Raw genomic sequence first — 18,436 nt, 5'->3', positions numbered from 1 at the left:
AATAATGATTTTCATTATTGAAATCTCATAATCTATTAAATTAGGAAGTATTGCGAAAAAGCCCCGGAAACACTACTTTTCGAGGCTTTTTAGTTTCAAAATCGTTACAGTTGTCCCCTAATTTCCCCTCCTAGGTGCGATGTAGTATGTACATTTACATAAATGTTACCAGCTCTCATGGCATCAATAAGGTCGCTAAGTCCTGATTCTCCAATATCATCAGCAGTAATGTAGCCTTCTGCAAGGATTCCATTAGCAGGACCAGAAGGTTGATTAGGATTTGAATATAAGCCAACTACCACACCGCCATTTGAACCTGCAGGTGCCATATGGAAATGGGAAGCGGTTACATTTTCAATATTGGCAGTAATTAGCTTGAAATGAATCATGGTTTCTTCCTTGTTAATTGAAACGATAGCTTCTCCAGTAGCATTTGAGTCATTAGCAGGAACTTCATTTGAGCCTTTTAAAGAGGCGTTAAAATGTAACTTATCCTTTTTTTCTATGGATAGAGTGGCTGCGTCTTTGGCTGAATCGTCGTTTGTTTTGTTGCTAAATCCAACTATAGTTAGTCCAAAGACTAACAGCAAAAGATAGCTTTTTACAGAGTTAATGCGTGTAATCATAACAATTAAATATTTAGTTAAACAATAAATTTCAAATATTTAAAAGATATGGGGAATAATATAAGTAAGGAATGTTGTTCAGGAAGTAGAAATTTGGCAACTTTTTTAAATATAGAAAAAAAATCTGACTTTACATAACAAAAACGCTGAACTACAATCTGTTAGGTTGAACGCTTATTTAAGGAATTACTGATGAAGTAAAACGAGGGTTTTAATATATCTATGTTATCACTGATTTATAGCTTTGCCCTTTATGTAGACAGAGTCGATGTGATTAGAGCCAAAAGCATAGGGAATAAAGCCTATTGAATTTACAGGTTTTGTAAGGATTAAATTCGCTTGTTTACCAATTGTAATCGATCCTGCTTCTTTTTCCAGTCCCATAGCGTAAGCGCCGTTAATGGTAGCGGCATTAATGGCTTCTTCCGGTGTCATTTTCATTTTTATACAGGCGGTACTCACTACAAAATTCATATTGCCGCTTGGGGTTGATCCGGGATTGTAATCTGTGGCCAGCGCCAGGGGGAGTCCCGCATCAATCATCTTACGGGCCGGCGTGTACGGAATACTTAAAAAATAGGAGCAACTCGGTAAGGCAACCGGCATGGTGTTGGTATTTTTTAACGCTTCTATGTCTTCATCCCTCATAATTTCCAAATGATCTACAGATAGTGCATGGTATTTAACACCAGCCTGAACCCCTCCAATGGCTGTAAATTGGTTAACGTGAATTTTAGGAATTAAGCCATAGCGTTTGCCTGCTTCTAGGATTTTTTCGGTATCGGCAACAGTAAAATAACCCGTTTCGCAGAAGATATCGATGTATTCAGCCAATTTAGCTTCTGCTATTTTAGGAACCATCTCATTAACAATTAAATCCAGGTATTTGGATGTATTGCCTTTATAGTGGGATGGCAGGGCATGAGCACCTAAGAAGCTTGCTTTTACAGGGATGGGGTAGCTATCTTTTAAGCGTTTAATAACACGTAACATTTTTAGTTCTGAATTTACCGTAAGACCATAACCCGACTTGATCTCCACGGCACCAGTACCCAATTGCATTATTTCTTCCAGGCGGACTTTACTTTGTTCGTAAAGGGCTTCTTCGGAGGTTTCCTGTAAGGTTCTGGCTGAATTTAAAATGCCACCGCCTCTATTGGCAATTTCTTCGTAGGATAAACCATGGATCCTGTCTATAAATTCACTCTCCCGATTGCCAGCATACACAATATGGGTATGTGAGTCGCACCAGGTGGGGAGTACCATTTTTCCAGTTGCATCAACGGTCTCTTCCATAGATGTTGTTGGACAGTCTGCCATACTCCCATAGTCTGCTATTTTTCCGTTTTCAACTACTAAATAGGCATTTTTTATGGTTGGAAGTGTTTTCATAGCCGTTCCGGCTACAAAGGATACAGATTCGTCCCGAACCTGGATTAACTCTTTTATATTTTTAAATAGGGTAGCCATTAAAATAGGTGGTTTAATAATTCATCTTCAACTAAATTAGGGATTGTAACCTTTAAACTTGGGGTGCGTTCCATTTCACGCTTTATAGCGAACAGAGCCTCACCGTTCCTTGCCCAACTACGTCTGGCAATGCCATTATTTACATCGTAAAATAACATATTTTTTAAACGTACTTCAGCTTCGGCCGATCCGTCCAGTAGCATCCCAAAACCACCGTTGATCACTTCTCCCCATCCAACACCACCACCATTGTGGATCGATACCCAGGTAGCCCCTCTAAAGCTGTCTCCAATAACATTGTGTATGGCCATGTCGGCCGTAAATTTACTGCCATCGTAAATATTGGAAGTTTCTCTGTAAGGCGAATCGGTGCCACTTACATCATGGTGGTCTCGACCCAAAACCACCGGTCCGATCTTCCCGTCTGCAATGGCATCATTAAAGGCCTTGGCTATTTTAGCCCGACCCTCGGCATCGGCATAGAGAATACGGGCTTGCGAGCCCACAACCATCTTGTTTTTTTTAGCATCTTTAATCCAGGTAATATTGTCTTGCATTTGTAGTTTGATCTCATCAGGAGCACTTGACATAATATCTTGAAGCACTTCCATGGCTATTTGATCTGTAATGTCCAGATCGTCTGCTTTACCGGAAGTACACACCCAGCGGAAAGGGCCGAAACCATAGTCAAAACACATGGGGCCTAATATATCCTGCACGTAAGATGGATACTTAAAATCAATACCATTTTTAGCCATCACATCGGCACCGGCACGTGATGCTTCCAATAAGAACGCGTTACCGTAATCGAAGAAATAAGTGCCTTTCTTTGCATGGTTGTTGATCGATGCCGCATGACGTCTTAGGGAGGCCTGAACTTTTTCTTTAAATACTTCAGGTTCCTCACGAATTAATCTGTTAGATTCCTCATATGATACGCTTACCGGGTAATATCCACCGGTCCAAGGGATATGTAACGAGGTCTGATCGGAACCAACATGAATAAAGATGTTCTCTTGGTCAAAACGTTCCCAGACATCGACTACATTTCCGATAAAAGCAATAGATACTACCTCATTTTTTTCCTGGGCTTGTCGAACTTTTGCTATCAGTTCGTCCATATCGTTAATTAAAATGTCGACCCATCCTTGCTCATAGCGTTTTGTAGCTGCTTTAGGGTTTACTTCTGCGCAAATGGTAATACAACCGGCTATATTACCAGCTTTAGGTTGGGCCCCACTCATGCCTCCCAAACCGGCGGTTAGAAATATTTTACCCGCAGGTGTTTCCGTTTTGGACAAAATGTTTCTGAAGGCATTCATAACCGTAATGGTCGTACCGTGAACAATGCCTTGAGGACCAATATACATGAAAGATCCGGCAGTCATTTGACCGTATTGTGAAACACCCAGCGCATTGAATTTTTCCCAATCGTCCGGTTTGGAATAATTAGGAATAACCATCCCGTTGGTAACTACTACGCGTGGTGCATTTTTAGAAGACGGAAATAAACCCATTGGATGTCCGGAATACATGTGCAGTGTTTGTTCATCTGTCATCTGAGATAAGTACTTCATGGTCAGGAGATATTGTGCCCAGTTTTGAAAAACAGCACCATTACCACCATAAGTGATCAGTTCTTCCGGATGTTGCGCTACGGCAGGATCCAGATTGTTTTGTATCATGACCATAATGGCAGCGGCTTGCAATGACTTTGCCGGGTATTCTGAAATAGGGCGTGCATACATGGTGTATCTGGGCTTAAAGCGATACATGTAAATACGTCCGTAATTTTTTAGCTCTTCTGCAAACTCGACGGCCAGTTCTGTATGCCAGGCTTTAGGGAAGTAACGTAGTGCATTGCGAACCGCCAGTTGTTTTTCTTCCTTCGATAAGATATCCTTCCTCCTGGGAGCTCTGTTGATCCCTTTGGGATAGGTGTGTATTGGTGGTAAAGTATTTGGGATGCCCTGTGTTATTTGTTCTTGAAATGTCATAATGGTTGTCATTTATTTTACTACAAAAGCCTGCGTTTTAACCAGACGGATCATGGCGTCGATGTCTTCTTTTAAAACTCTGTCCTCTTCTAGTTTAGCAACTCTACCTCTGATTATTTTAAAATTAGCTTCTATAATTTCTGAAAAGGTATTAGGTCTTCTAAATTCCAAAGCTTGCGCTGCGTACATTAATTCTATGGCCAATATACTTTCAATATTCCCTAAAATCTGATTGAATTTTCGTCCTGAAATACTACCCATAGATACATGGTCCTCTTGTCCTAATGAGGTAGGTACACTATCGGCAGAAGGAGGAAAACATAGGGACTTGTTCTCGGTAACCAAGGCAGCCGTTGTGTATTGAGGAATCATAAAGCCGGAGTTTAAGCCACCTGCTTCTGTTAGCAAGCGGGGTAATCCGTATTTGCCTTCCAGGAGCAAGTAGCATCTTCGGTCTGATATATTACCTAACTCCGAAGCAGCTAAAGCGCCATAATCGATGGCCATTGCCAGAGGTTGTCCATGAAAGTTGCCACCGGATATCGCTTCAGTATTACTTACTATAATGGGGTTGTCGGTAACGGCATTCATCTCTATTTCTGCTAATTCCTTTAAGTGGTAATAAGCATTTCGTGAAGCGCCGTGAACTTGGGGAATGCACCGTATTGAATAGGGATCCTGTACGCGTGGGCAATCAAAATGGTTCTTGAGGTTTTGAGAATCTTTAAGGAGCATACGCATGCGCTCGGCAACAGTTAAGCATCCTTTAAATGGACGAATAAGGTGTAGAACCTCTTTAAAGGGCGATGCGCTTCCCTGGAAACCTTCTAAGCTCATGGCGCCAGCTACGTCAGCTAAATCCAGCAGATATTCCATTTTTTCAAGTCCTTTAATGGTATGAGCTAAAATAAATTGAGTGCCGTTAATTAATGCCAGACCTTCTTTAGCTTGTAGTTGTATAGGATCCAGGTTGTGCTGTTTTAATACATCCATTGCAGGAACAATGGTATCATCTACCCAAAACTCGCCTTTACCTAAAAGGGGGAGAAATAAATGGGAAAGTGGGGCCAGATCGCCCGAGGCACCTACGGAGCCTTGCTCAGGAACAACCGGTAATAAGTTATGCTCAATAAAGTATAGGATACGTTTAATAACTTCTAAGCGAATACCGGAAAATCCCTGGCATAGAGCATGTACTTTACAGATCATCATGATTTTGGACAATTCTTGATCAATAGGTTTCCCAACACCTACAGCATGTGTTATTAGTAGGTTTTCCTGTAGCTTATTTGTTTCTTCCGGTGTTATTTGTGTGTCGCATAAAGGACCAAATCCAGTGTTGATACCATAAACAGCCTTGTTGGAGTTAGCCATGGTCTCTACATTTTTCCTACATTTTTTAATAATATCAATAGTTTCAGGGCTTAAAAGGGCTTTTAGTTTACCCTGGGATATATCAATAATTTTATCGATCGTTAATGCTTCTGTGCCGTATGAGAACATGTCTTTTTTTAATTTTTATTATTACAAAGTTATTTCTAAATTTAATGCTTAACAAGACTATTAAAGTTGTTAAATAATAACTATGGGTTATCAATTAGAGTACAGACATTTGAGATACTTTTTGGCTGTAGCCGAAGATTTGCACTTTAGAAAGGCTGCCGAGAGGCTTTTTATATCGCAACCGGGTTTAAGCAGGCAGATAAAACAAATGGAAGAGGATTTGGAGATTAAATTATTTGACAGGCATAACAGGAGGGTAGTTCTTACCAAGGCTGGAGAATATCTAAAGGAAGCTATTGAACGGAATTTAAAAGAATTGGATCATATCTTAGATCATGCCAAATTGTTACATGATGGTACGGGCGGGAACTTGCGCGTTGGGTATGTTGGTTCTGCCATGCACCAAGTGATTCCCAATTTGTTATTGCAGTTTAAGGAAAGGCACCCGAATATCATTTTTTCATTAAAGGAAATGGATAACCAAAAACAAGTCAAAGATTTACTTTCTTTAGATATTGATCTTGGTTTTGTGCGTTTGGATAGAGTGCCAAAAGGTCTAGAGATTCACCCAGTACTGGAAGATGTATTTTGTTTAGTGTTACCAAAGAACCATCTGGTTAGCGTCGATAATTTCAAAGATTTATCGCAACTTAAAAATGAACCTTTTATTTTATTTGATGCTTCCTATAGTCCGAGTTATTATGAAAAGGTCATGCAAATCTTCGATGATAGTGGGTTTAGTCCGCAAGTATCGCACAATACCATTCATGCCAGTTCAATTTATAGATTGGTAGAGAATAACTTAGGATTGTCCATTGTGCCAAAGTCATTACAACAAGGGTATAACATGGGAGTTAAGTTTATAGACCTTAATAAGATATCCCAACGCGCCATACTGTCTGTTATTTGGAATAAAGAAAATAGAAACCCAGTTTTAAAGAAAACAATTGAATTGTTAACATAAAAAGTTAAAGCCTTTGTGTGTTAACATCAAAGGCTTTAAGGATTAATTCAAAAAAATTAAAAACAACAACTATCGTTACACAAGTAAGATTAAGACTTGTGCTTATTTTTCTTTTTTTATGGAGGGGACTTCCAGTTTAGAAAAGTCTACATCGGGAGTAATACCATTGGCTTCTCTTGTGAATACGGAATTAATCTTGGTGGTTTCATTAAAGAAGCCACAGTTTTTCATATAAAATGTATTGCCTTTAACGCCTCCTGCATAATCCATTCTAGATTCCTTTTTTGCAGTTGCATCAGCAGTAAATTTAGCCTCTGTAAGTTCTGTCCACTGGCCATCGGTTGTATACGCCCATTGGTTTAGGTAATTTGCTTGTCTTGAAATATACCCGGTGTCCGTTCTAAAGTTTTCCAAGAACGAATAGAAGTTTTGTAGGTGTCTGGACGTTTTTGGTCTTCTAAAGCTAGCTATTAGGTGCCAAGTATTATCTTCAGGCGTAAAGAAATAAGCCGTGTAATCAGTTTCATCGTTATTTGTAGGTTTACCTTTTAATAGAAACTTATATGTATTTCCAGCTTTCCAATTAAACACTTTATAGCTTTGTCCGCCAGAACCTTCATTGCCAAACTCACCAGTCGTTACACCGTCGCCTTTTCCTAGGAGTCTAATTTTATGTGCATCGGGAATGTCTTTAGGGTTTTGCGTATTATATGGGCTCCATACAGAAAATAATATACGGCGTTCATTTTCTGAATTCACCTGAATTCCAAAATAACCGTCCTTAAAGCCATTTGCCATATAGTAGGACCCTAAAACGTCCTCGCCTTCGGGAACATTAATTTCACTGTAATACCAAAGTACATCTTTATCTTCGGGTGTTTTGTACGATAAATGTACAGATGGCCCACGGCGTCCGAAGTAAAAATCTTCATTTACGAAATACAGTTTGCTTTTGGTTGCTTCACCATTTAGTATGATGTTTTTAATGTCGGCGATGGTTGTTCCAGTTTTAGTTATTCCTTGTATTTCTATATAATTGTAACCTTCAGAAACATTAAAATCTCCTACTTCAATAGTGGTGTATGTATTGTTCTCTATTTTAATTGTTTTGCTAATATCTCCAATAGTAACTTTAACTGAGGAAAGGCCGTCGACTGCCTTAGCTTCTAGTGCAATACTTAGATTTCCAGAAGTTGTGGTTTTAAAATAGGTATGGATAATACTGTTTACATTCGTCCAATTATGGATACCTTCTTTACCTATAACAGTAGTATTTTCATTTAATTGATTTACTACCCAGCTGTTGCCAGCCGTTGGAATGATGACCTGTGTAGTGTCCGTTTTTTTAGTGTCAATAGCGTTTTGCGCGGTCTCCGATTTGTTGTTAAAACGACAGCCTGTCAAGTTGGACACTAAAGCCAAACAACAGGCTATAGTGGTAATTCTTCTTATGGTTTTTAAACTCATTTTTTTACTTTTTAAAAGGTACTTTAACGATTACAGTTTCTCCTCTACCTGTTTTGTTAGTAATGCTTTGAATGGTCCAGAGGTCTGTAAGGTTATCACCGTCAATTACGCTGCCACTATAATCGCCCCACGATGTGCCATTAGTAGCACCTTTACCGTTACCTAAATTGACGATGTCTCTAACAGTTCCTAATGGATCACTAGCAAAGCGGTAGGCCAATCGGGGACTTATAAACATGTTAGCATTGGTTTCCTGAAAACCGATTAGCACATCGTTGTTTTTATTAACTGCAATGGTCGTTTGTATATAGTTAGTGTCTTCGTTTTCAATCAACCCCGTTTGAACAATGGTACCGTCTGTTTTTATTTGATGCCATTGTACTGCAGATCGGTCATTGTAATTTATTGCATGCGAAAACCAAATGCAGCCATTTTGAAAAACCAGATTTTTAGGGTTTCTGTCTCCGGATGATGTTAGTTGATCTGTATCTTTTTGAGGTGACTTTGGAGGATAATTAGTGTGCTCTAAGTTATGTTTTGTCTTGCTTACCACTTTAGCAATAGGATCACCATTTTCATCGTCAGTCACTTTGGTTATGATAAATTCCTCAGGTGTTAGGTGGAAGAAGTAAAGATCGTCTATGTTGTCTTGGGTAAAAACAGGATGTCCCAAGCTTCCTTCAAAGTGATAAACAGTTGCTAATTTCCCTTTTTTGGCATCTTTCATTCTTAGTACAAAAGTTTTTTCGTTACCACCAGGGAATGAATAACCAATCCATTTTTTGCTAAATCCGATACCGCCACCGTCAACACCATTGGGTGCTGGAACGGGATAGATATTCCACCCTTTAGAAGGATTGTCGGATCTGGAGATAGAGATGTTTACAGGCTTTTTCTTTTCCTTGTCCCATGGGTTCCAAAGGTCAAAACCAAAGACTTTATTATGTGGGTCGAAAAACATTTTGGGGTCTATACCTTTGTTAAAACAATTTTGGGAAACACCATCAATGTAGATTCCTTTCTTGTCGTAAATGATTAGACCTGAATTCGTGGCGTGTAGCACATACCCACCTCCAACAGCTATTTGCGGATCGACTTGTCTGTTACCATCCATGGCACCATTAAACTGCATAAAACCATTATAGATTTTAGTGCCTCCTCCTTGAACGCGTTGTGGACAGTGGTCTTCTCTAAACGATTTTTTTAGGATTGGTGTAATTTGCTCAGTTCTGACAGGTTTTTTTGTTAGCTCGTTTTGAGCAAAAAAAGGAGAGACAAAACCTAAAATTAGTAGTAATGTAGTTGCCTGTAGTTTGTTTAATATCATTTTTGGGAATTTTATAAAATCAAGGCTAGATATTCTAACCTAGCCTTGATTCAACAATTGAAATAACGTATTTAATAACTGTCTTTCATCCAGTTGTATGGGTTGCGCTTAATCCAGTTTCCTCGTGTAAAATCGGGGAAGTCCTGGGGTTCGCCGTTGTTTTCTATTGAAGCTTCTGAGAGCGGGGTTATGGCGCTCCAAGCGGCCGCATCGTAAGCATCCATGGGCGGGGCTATATTGGCCTTAGCCGATTCTACAAAGGCATTCATCACGAAGAAATCCATGCCCCCGTGTCCAGCTCCTGTTGCCAGTTCGCCGTATCTCTTCCAGAGTGGGTGGTCGTACTTCTCTAACCAGGCTTTGGAATCGTCCCAACGGTGTGGTTTTTCCGATTGTCCTTCAATATAGATCCGGTCACCGTCCTTTTCCCATAAACCTTTCGTTCCCTGAACCCTGAATCCTAATGAATAAGGTCTTGGTAATGATACATCGTGGGTAACGATAATGGTTTCCCCATTAGCTGTTTCGATGGTTGAAGTAATTACATCTCCCATTTTAAAATTCACTTTTGCATTGGGATGGTCTTTGCCACCATTATCAACTATGTAATTATGAAGGCCTCGGCTTTTTGTAGCGTGAGAGGTTAAGGATACAAATCGGTTACCTCGGTTGATGTCACACATCGCAGCTATCGGACCAACACCGTGTGTTGGGTATACGTCGGCATTCCTTAATACAGAGTGTTGTGTTCTCCACACAGATTCCGATATGCCCTTTTCGCCAAACTCTACCCCTTTTCCATAGGCTGTTTTACCATCATTTAACATTACAAAGCGCAGGTCGTGCTGGTAGCCACACCTAAAGTGTGCCAGTTCTCCAAACACGTTTTGCTTTACCATGTTTAGTACGGCAAGTACATCGCGGCGGTAGTTCACGTTCTCTAGGATCATCATATGTGTGCCTGTCTGCTCGTGGGTGTTTACCAGGTCCCAGCATTCTTCAAGGGTATTGGCAGCCGATACCTCAAGTCCGGTGTATTTACCAGCCAGCATGGCGTCCTTGGCCATGCGGGTATGCCATAGCCAAGGTGTGGATATAATGACGGCATCTACGTTTTTCAGTTCCAAAAGGTTTCTGTAATCGTAATCGTTGCTACCAAAAACCTCTGGTGCTTTAAATCCGGCCTTGTCGATCTTGTCCAGTGCTATACTAATCCTATTAGGGTCTATATCGCAAATAGCCGTGATCTCCACGTCCTTTCTGTGCAGTGCATTGTTCAAATGGTTGGTTCCTCTTAACCCAACACCTATAAAGGCCAGTTTAAGCTTCTGATCATCAGAGCCCAACATGTTCCCAAACGATAGATTGGGCAATAAGGCTGCGCCTGCTCCCACAAGTGCTGTGGTCTTAACAAAATTTCGTCTTGATGTCATGCGTGTTTTTTTATGATAAAGTTGTATGAACTTAAATTTATATTTCAAATATGCTAATTATATGTGTATATATATGGTGCTATTTTGGGCATAAAGGCGGATATTTTAGTTTTTTTATCGCACTTGCAGAAAGTGTCCACCTTTTTGATTAAATAATTACACCTGTTAAGGACAATAGCGTATGTTGTAAGGTGTTTTCAAAGAAAAATATTAATATATTTACTCGATGATCGAGATTTAAATGTTTTCCTAATTACTACATTGTGGACTAACCCTAAGGTAGTTTACTTACTTCATTAATAGAATTGAGTTTATTGGTATTTCGTCTTGATATGAGGTTTTGATTGTTTATAGAACTATTTATGCACAAATTTAAATTTTACGTGTTTTTAGGAGCTGTTGTGTTTTTTACGCTAATAGTTTCGGGGCAGAACCATACGAACTTCAGTCATATTTCTCCAACATTAAATAATCGGGATATAAGAGTTTTTAAAACGCTTCAGGATTCGATTGGGAATATTTGGATGGCTTACGGCGGTGGTTTGTTAATTTATGATGGGTATAGGTATAAAGCTATAAGTAACAATAGTATTTTTCCAGATCGAAAATCTGGAGACTATCTTAAGGACATGGTATTAGATAGCTCTAAGAATATTTGGTTGCTATCGCATCAAGGTTCGTTAACTAAGTATCATGCTAAGGGTAAACATTTTGAAGCTATTGCTTCCTTAATAAAGGAAGAGACGATTAATGCCATAAAGGTAAAGGGCGATACTGTTTGGATGGGGACTCAAGGAGGGGCAGTATACCGTTATGCTAATGCCGTTATGGACAGTATAATGCATGTCCCTGAAAAAGACTTTCCTGAAAATTTTATTAGTGATATTGAAGTTGGCCCCGATGACGAGCTGTTTTTAAGTATAGGTTACGGAACAGGAAACATCCTTGTTTATTCTAATAAATCAAATCATTTAGAAGTATTGGATGCTCCTTTTAAGGGCTATCCAGGAGGTTTGGTGATAGTTGCCGATAATTATAATAAACTTTGGATTGGAACAGAGACCTATGGTTTGTTTGTATACGATATAGTTAATAAACGATTCATACAGGATACTTTTTTTAAAGGACGCTTGTTTAATATAAGGAACGAAATGTTTCGTGTGTTATATTGTGATAGTAATGGATTTGTATGGGGAGGAACAGATGGAGGAGGCCTGTACAGAATTGATGCGCATAAAGGAGATGTTACTTTATTTACAAAGCAAAATACAAATGAGTCTTCCCTTAGTACAAATACAATATTAGATATAAATGAAGACGCTCATAAAAATTTATGGGTGATAACAAATTATGGAAAGGTTAATATTCTGCCTAACGCCAATAATAGTATTCATTATCATGAAGGATCTCAAACCAATTCGCCATTGCGAATACTAAGTATATATAGAAGTTCTAAGAATGTATTGTGGGTAGGTACTGATGGAGAAGGGATTACAAAAATAACGTTCAATAAAGACGGTAGTTCAAAGGAAAAACAATATTTCAACGATGCCATTTTAAACAAAGGATTTTATGTGCAATCCATTGTTGAGGATGATAATGCTAATTTGTGGTTTGGAACTTACAAGAATGGTTTGTGGTTTAGTAATACGCAGAAAGATAGTTTTAAAAAGATAGAGATATCCAATTCAAAAAAATTAAAAGCTTCCGACGTTAGGGCAGTTTATAAAGACTCCAAAGGACGTATTTGGGTTGGGTCCGATATTTCAATAAATGTCTATTCTAAAAATCAAAAACTATTAGCTTCTTTTGAACATAACTCGTATGGTCTCAAAGGGAGTATTGTCGAATCAATTATTGAGGATCAAAATGAAACTATTTGGTTTGGATTATACGAAGGGGGGCTGTTTCAGTTCATAGAGAATAAAGATGAATTAAAAGCCTCATCGTTTGTAAATTGTTCTACCGTCAATAATGAAACACCAATGGGTGCGCTTGGAATTAAGTCGATGGCAATAGGCGATGCTAATACTATTTGGATGGTGAATGGAAGCGGTAAGTTGTTGAAATTTAATACAGAGCATCATAACTATACCTCGTTTAAGAATATGGATGTTTTAGCAGATAAGTCTTTGTCTGCTGTAGTAATGGAAGATAATGATAATTTATGGTTGAGCACAACTAATGGTATTTGTCATTTTAATGTAAAAGATTCTATTATTAAAACGTATTATAAAGCTGATGGTTTACAGGATAATGTATTTATGTCGAGGAGTGTTTTTAAGGCTTCTGACGGTATGTTGTACTTTGGGGGGGTTAAAGGACTAAATTACTTTTATCCTAAAGACCTGGATAAGAACCAGTCGTTGGCAAGGTTACAAATTAACAGTATAGAAATTTTAAATCAATCTGCTAATGTTTTAATTCCTGAACAAATACCTAATGAACTATTCGATGCTAAATCCTTAATACTAAAGCATTCACAGTCGTCCTTTTCGTTTAGATTTTCGGCTGTAGGCAATAATATCCTAGATCCCAAATACTATTACACATACCGTTTAAAGGGGTTTGATGCAGATTGGATTACAAGTAATACAGAGCGTATAGCAACGTATACCAATATCCCTTCAGGTAATTATACTTTTGAAGTGAAAGCTGGCACTAAAAGAGGCGTGTGGGATATTCCAGTGAAAAAGATTACCATTACCATAGCACCACCGATATGGAATACGCCGCTTGCCTATGTTATATATATATGTGTGCTAGCATTAATAGCTTATGGGGTAAAACGTTGGTATTCTTTAAGAAAAAAACTGTTTTTAGAAAAAATAAGCCATAAGAAAGATAGTGAGTTAAATGCATCAAAGATGAATTTTTTCGCAAAGATGTCACATGAAATTCAAACACCAATTACGCTGATTTTAGGGCCAATTGACGATATGTTAAAGCGTGCCGAAGCTAATGGGAATTTATTGTTAAAGCAACGTCTTAGTATTATTGCTTACAACGCCAAGCGGCTTTCGAAAATTGGTCGCGAACTGACATTGGTTAGGGACAAAGAGTTGGATAAATTGAGGCTCAATGTAACAAAAAATGATCTGTACGAAAACATTCAAGCTGTTGGTTTATCTTTTAAGGAATTAGCAAGAAAAAAGCACATTGATTTTGCTATTAATTGTCCTAAAAATTTATCAGAAGCTTGGTATGATAAAGAGAAATTAGAACATATTGTATATAACCTTCTATCCAATGCATTCAAGTTTACACCACAAGAAGGAAATATTCAGCTAACAGTTATTCCGATTAACTCTAAAAAGATGATAAAGCTTTCTGTAACCGATTCGGGGCAAGGGATACCTAGAGAAGAACTGAATGATATTTTTGAATTGTTTTACCAATCGAAGTCTGGTAAAAATAACAAAGGTGCGGGAATAGGTTTAGCACTTACTAAAGAATTAGTAGATCTCCACAAAGGAAAGATAGAAGTGGAGTCTTCTCCAATCGATGGAACGGTGTTTACTGTTATTATCCCTGTAGCAAAGGAATCTTATAATGATTATGAGCGTATAGTTGCAGACGAACCTAAAGAAGCAGGAACAGTAGAAGAAACAAATACGGTGTCTTTACATGAAAAAGGCAATGGTGATATATTAAAAAAGACGGTTTTAATTGTAGAAGATAATTATGACCTTCAAAGTTTTTTAAAGGATATTTTATGTCATGATTACAATGTCATTTTAGCCGAAAATGGTGAAGAAGGATATTATTATGCAAAAAGTAACTTTCCCGATCTTATTTTAAGTGATATTATGATGCCCGAATTGGACGGGATTGAAATGTGCAGGAAACTTCAAGAAGATCACTTAACGAAACACATACCTGTTGTACTGTTAACAGCAAAGAATTCTACTAAATCAAAGTTAACAGGACTGCAGTCTGGAGCTATTGAGTATATAAGCAAGCCTTTTAATACCAATGAGCTGTTGCTTAAGGTGAAGAATATTATTATGTCTAAAGAACATATAATATCTAAATACCGTAAAGAGTTTATAAGTAGTCCCGATCTAAAAGAGAAAAAATCCCAGGATGAGGTTTTTCTTGAAAATCTTGTGGCGAATATTAACTTAAGAATAGATGATGCCAATTTTAAAATGGAGGAGTTGTCCGATATGCTAAATATGGGGTATTCTAGCATATATCGGAAATGTCAGGCTTTAACGGGGCATAGTTTATTGGATTTTGTCCGGCTCATACGGTTAAAAAAAGCAGCTGTTTTACTTACTAAGTATGGCTATTCTGTTTCAGAATCTGCTTTTATGACAGGTTTTAACGATCCAAAATACTTTTCAAGATGTTTTAAGAAATCCTTTAAAAAAGCACCAGCCGAATTTAAAAAGGAAGCACAGAAAATTGGGGTCGCCGACTATTTAAATAAGCATAAGGTAGATTCGTATTATTAATTAATATTAGAAGAATCCCGGACGATTAATTCAGCATTAAGAATTATTTTATTCAATGTTTGCTTTACCGTAGGCATTTTTACGCGTTCCAGAAATGTTAAAGCAGCCTGTCTTCCTATTTCGCCACTATGTTGATTGATACTCGAAATAGTTGGGCTAACCATGGCTGTAAAAGGTTCATTGCCAAACCCCACAAGAGCGATATCCTTTGGTATATTAATGTTGTTTTCCTTTAATACTTGCAAAGCACCTAAAGCAGCATAATCTCCTGCAACATAGACAGCATCAGGTCTGTTTTTTAATGCTAATAGCTGACTCATTTTTTCTCTTCCGTCCTCAATGGTTAAGCTGCTCTCAAATAATAACTCGTCATCAAGAGGTAATTTATGTTTTTTTATTGCGTCAACATAGCCACGAATTCTATTATTGTATATTCTGGTATGTTTAAAACCACCAATATGCGCAATGCGTTTACAACCCTGACTTACTAGATGTTCTATGATTAAGTGGCTACTTTGGTAATCGTCTATACCTATGTAATCAACGTTTAAATTATTCTCGCCACGATCAAATAAGATTAAAGGAATCCCATAGGACTTAATCTTTTCGTAATAATCAAGATCAACAGTTTCATTAGCCATAGAAGCTATAATGCCATCAACTTGGGTAAATAAAAGTGCATCAATATTGTTACACTCCTTTTTAAAGGACTCATTAGATTGCGTTATAATAATATTGTAACCCTCTTTGTTTAGGATCTCTTCTATATTTTGAATAACCGAAGAAAAAAAGTTGCTGTTGGTTTTAGGTACTATAACCCCCACTAAATTACTTTTACCTTTTCTCAAGGCACTTGCTAGATGGTTGGGTTGGTAGTTTAATTTTTTAGCAACGTCCTTTACGGCTTCTATTGTTTTGGCACTAATGCGTGAGTCCCCATGCATGGCTTTTGAAACCGCTGCAGGCGAAATATTTAAGACGTTAGCAATGTCTTTTATGGTTGTTCTTTTTTTATTTACCAATTTTTTTATAGTTTTGCTTAATCGTTTAAGCAAAACTAATGTATTAATAGGTATAATCAAAACATCTAGATGGTATTTAATGTTTTGATTTCTTTTAAGGCAAATTGCTTAATCGTTTAAGCAAACAATTTAATCAAAAATAGGATATGAGTAAAGTAGTAACATTTGGAGAGATTATGTTAAGATTGGCTCCACAAGGTTTTTTAAGGTTTTCACAAGCCAATAGTTTTGATGTGGTTTATGGAGGAGGAGAATCGAACGTAGCGGTGTCATTGGCAAATTATGGTATACCGGTTGATTTTGTAACGCGCTTGCCAAAGAACGATATTGGTGAATGCGCGATGATGGAAATGCGTAAACGAGGTGTCGGTGTCGATAAGATTGTTTATGGAGGCGACCGTTTAGGTATTTATTTCTTAGAGACCGGAGCGGTATCTAGAGGTAGTAAAGTGGTATATGATAGAGCTCATTCGGCCATGGCAGAAATAGAGCCTGGGATGATCGATTGGGATGCTGTTTTTGAAGGTGTTGAGTGGTTTCATTGGACAGGGATTACACCTGCGATTTCCCAAGGAGCAGCCGATGTGTGCTTAGAGGCAGTTAAAGTAGCCAGTGCTAAGGGGATTACAATTTCAACCGATTTGAATTACCGTGCAAAATTATGGAAATATGGAGGAGATCGAGAAGCTATTATGACCGAATTAACTTCGTATTGTGATGTTATTTTAGGAAACGAAGAAGATGCCGAAATGCACTTTGGTATTAAACCAGAAGGGATTAGTGTACAAACAGAAGGGCATAATGTAAAGGCAGAGGCTTTCTTATCGGTTTGTCAGCAAATGATGAAAAAGTTCCCTAGAGCCAAAAAAGTTATTACAACATTAAGAGGCTCTATTTCTGCATCCCATAATACTTGGGCTGGTGTTTTATACGATGGTAAAAAAATGTATGAAACCCGACAATATCAAATTACAGATATTGTAGACCGTGTAGGTGGAGGCGATTCGTTTATGGGAGGCTTGATCTATGGATTGTTAACCTATCCTGATGACGATCAAAATGCTTTGGACTTTGCTGTGGCTGCATCCTGCTTAAAACATACCATTAAGGGAGATGCTAACTTAGTGACTGTTGCCGAAGTTGAAAAATTAATGGGTGGTGATGCATCTGGACGTGTTGCTAGATAAAATAAACGTGTAATTGTTAAACCGTTACATCCTAAACGATTTAACAATTACATAAATAAAAATTAAACATTTAAATAAAAATGGCTCAATTTACAAGAATAGAAGTTGCAAATGCAATGCAAGAAACAGGGATGATCCCTTTGTTTTTTAACAGTGATATTGAAGTAAGTAAAAGCGTATTAAAAGCTTGCTATAAAGGTGGCGCTCGTTTAATGGAGTTTACTGCACGAGGAGATTTTGCCCATGAAGTTTTTGGAGCATTAACAAAATATGCTATCGAAGAATTACCGGGCATGATAATGGGCGTTGGTTCTGTAACCGATGCCGCAGCTGCATCGTTATATATGGCTTTAGGAGCTAATTTTATTGTAACCCCTGTGTTGCGGGAAGATATAGCCATAGCCTGTAACCGAAGAAAGGTGTTGTGGTCTCCTGGATGTGGGAGCTTAACCGAAATTGCCAGGGCCGAAGAGCTGGGATGTGAAATCGTTAAGCTATTTCCTGGAGACTTGTACGGTCCAAAATTCGTAAAAGGCATTAAAGGGCCACAACCATGGACTAGTATTATGCCTACCGGAGGCGTTGCTCCGACGGAAGAAAATCTTTCAGGCTGGTTTAATGCTGGCGTTACTTGTGTGGGTATGGGCTCGCAATTAATTTCAAAAGAAATATTGGCTAACAAAGACTATGCAAAATTAGAAGCTGACGTAGCAAACGCACTTACTATTATTAGAAGTCTTAGAAAATAAGTTCTCGACAATAAGAGAAGCCGCCTAAAAAATAGGTTCAAGCTGTTACAAACGAAAAGAAGTTAACCAATAGGTAATTGTAATGATGATTCGTTTTTGTTAAGGCGTTTTTGAATACTTTTTTAGGTGGTTTCTTATATTTTACTATGTATTGAACCTTAATTTTTTGTACAGTCGTATTATAAGAACGTATTTTTGTAAATTGCGTTACTTATAAATTATGTGTAAATA

General features: G+C 38.0%; 12 protein-coding genes. 4 read left to right on the top strand and 8 right to left on the bottom strand.

Annotated features, from left to right (window positions below; all coding sequences use genetic code 11):
• Positions 1 to 104: 104 nt before the first annotated feature.
• The 4 genes from JF259_RS06710 to hutH all read right to left on the bottom strand — a co-directional run bounded on the left by JF259_RS06710 (position 105) and on the right by hutH (position 5,596).
• The gene (locus JF259_RS06710; RefSeq protein ID WP_199114542.1) at positions 105 to 626 is read right to left on the bottom strand and encodes a CHRD domain-containing protein; all 522 of its coding nucleotides are present in this window, start codon (positions 624 to 626) and stop codon (positions 105 to 107) included.
• 228 nt (positions 627 to 854) lie between these two features.
• Positions 855 to 2,096 carry an imidazolonepropionase gene (gene hutI / locus JF259_RS06705; RefSeq protein ID WP_199114541.1) on the bottom strand — a complete coding sequence of 414 codons (1,242 nt, stop codon included), beginning with the start codon at positions 2,094 to 2,096 and terminating at the stop codon, positions 855 to 857.
• Positions 2,096 to 4,093, bottom strand: coding sequence for a urocanate hydratase (locus tag JF259_RS06700; RefSeq protein WP_199114540.1), 1,998 nt, complete (start codon positions 4,091 to 4,093; stop codon positions 2,096 to 2,098). Before JF259_RS06700 ends, hutI begins: the two co-directional genes overlap by 1 nt.
• Before the next feature lie 12 nt (positions 4,094 to 4,105).
• Positions 4,106 to 5,596, bottom strand: a complete 1,491-nt coding sequence (gene hutH / locus JF259_RS06695; RefSeq protein ID WP_199114539.1) for a histidine ammonia-lyase — start codon at positions 5,594 to 5,596, stop codon at positions 4,106 to 4,108.
• 82 nt (positions 5,597 to 5,678) lie between these two features.
• On the opposite strand from hutH, the gene JF259_RS06690 reads away from it, so the two are divergent.
• Positions 5,679 to 6,560: a LysR family transcriptional regulator gene (locus JF259_RS06690; RefSeq protein ID WP_199114538.1), complete on the top strand. Its 882-nt coding sequence runs from the start codon at positions 5,679 to 5,681 to the stop codon at positions 6,558 to 6,560.
• Between the two features lie 102 nt (positions 6,561 to 6,662).
• On the opposite strand, the gene JF259_RS06685 is transcribed toward JF259_RS06690, so the two are convergent.
• The 3 genes from JF259_RS06685 to JF259_RS06675 all read right to left on the bottom strand — a co-directional run bounded on the left by JF259_RS06685 (position 6,663) and on the right by JF259_RS06675 (position 10,787).
• Positions 6,663 to 8,027: a DUF3472 domain-containing protein gene (locus JF259_RS06685; protein ID WP_199114537.1), complete on the bottom strand. Its 1,365-nt coding sequence runs from the start codon at positions 8,025 to 8,027 to the stop codon at positions 6,663 to 6,665.
• 4 nt (positions 8,028 to 8,031) lie between these two features.
• A complete protein-coding gene (locus JF259_RS06680) occupies positions 8,032 to 9,354 on the bottom strand; it encodes a hypothetical protein (RefSeq protein WP_199114536.1) in 1,323 nt (440 codons plus the stop codon).
• A gap of 71 nt (positions 9,355 to 9,425) precedes the next feature.
• A complete protein-coding gene (locus tag JF259_RS06675; protein WP_199114535.1) occupies positions 9,426 to 10,787 on the bottom strand; it encodes a Gfo/Idh/MocA family oxidoreductase in 1,362 nt (453 codons plus the stop codon).
• Between the two features lie 362 nt (positions 10,788 to 11,149).
• On the opposite strand from JF259_RS06675, the gene JF259_RS06670 reads away from it, so the two are divergent.
• Complete coding sequence (locus JF259_RS06670) at positions 11,150 to 15,247, top strand: ATP-binding protein (RefSeq protein ID WP_199114534.1); 4,098 nt, start codon at positions 11,150 to 11,152, stop codon at positions 15,245 to 15,247.
• Here JF259_RS06670 and JF259_RS06665 read toward each other — a convergent pair.
• The gene (locus tag JF259_RS06665) at positions 15,244 to 16,269 is read right to left on the bottom strand and encodes a LacI family DNA-binding transcriptional regulator (RefSeq protein WP_199114533.1); all 1,026 of its coding nucleotides are present in this window, start codon (positions 16,267 to 16,269) and stop codon (positions 15,244 to 15,246) included. The genes JF259_RS06670 and JF259_RS06665 overlap by 4 nt on opposite strands.
• A gap of 146 nt (positions 16,270 to 16,415) precedes the next feature.
• Between JF259_RS06665 and JF259_RS06660 the strand changes: the two genes are divergently transcribed.
• Both JF259_RS06660 and JF259_RS06655 read left to right on the top strand, forming a co-directional pair.
• Positions 16,416 to 17,456 (top strand): sugar kinase, encoded by a 1,041-nt coding sequence (locus JF259_RS06660; protein WP_199114532.1) that lies wholly within the window; start codon positions 16,416 to 16,418, stop codon positions 17,454 to 17,456.
• An 80-nt stretch (positions 17,457 to 17,536) separates the two neighbouring features.
• A complete protein-coding gene (locus JF259_RS06655; RefSeq protein ID WP_199114531.1) occupies positions 17,537 to 18,205 on the top strand; it encodes a bifunctional 4-hydroxy-2-oxoglutarate aldolase/2-dehydro-3-deoxy-phosphogluconate aldolase in 669 nt (222 codons plus the stop codon).
• Positions 18,206 to 18,436 lie beyond the last annotated feature (231 nt).

This window comes from Snuella sedimenti, assembly GCF_016428595.1.
Taxonomy (GTDB): domain Bacteria; phylum Bacteroidota; class Bacteroidia; order Flavobacteriales; family Flavobacteriaceae; genus Snuella; species Snuella sedimenti.
The sequence above is the reverse complement of the archived record's forward strand: the minus strand, read 5'-3'. Positions and strand labels throughout refer to the sequence as shown.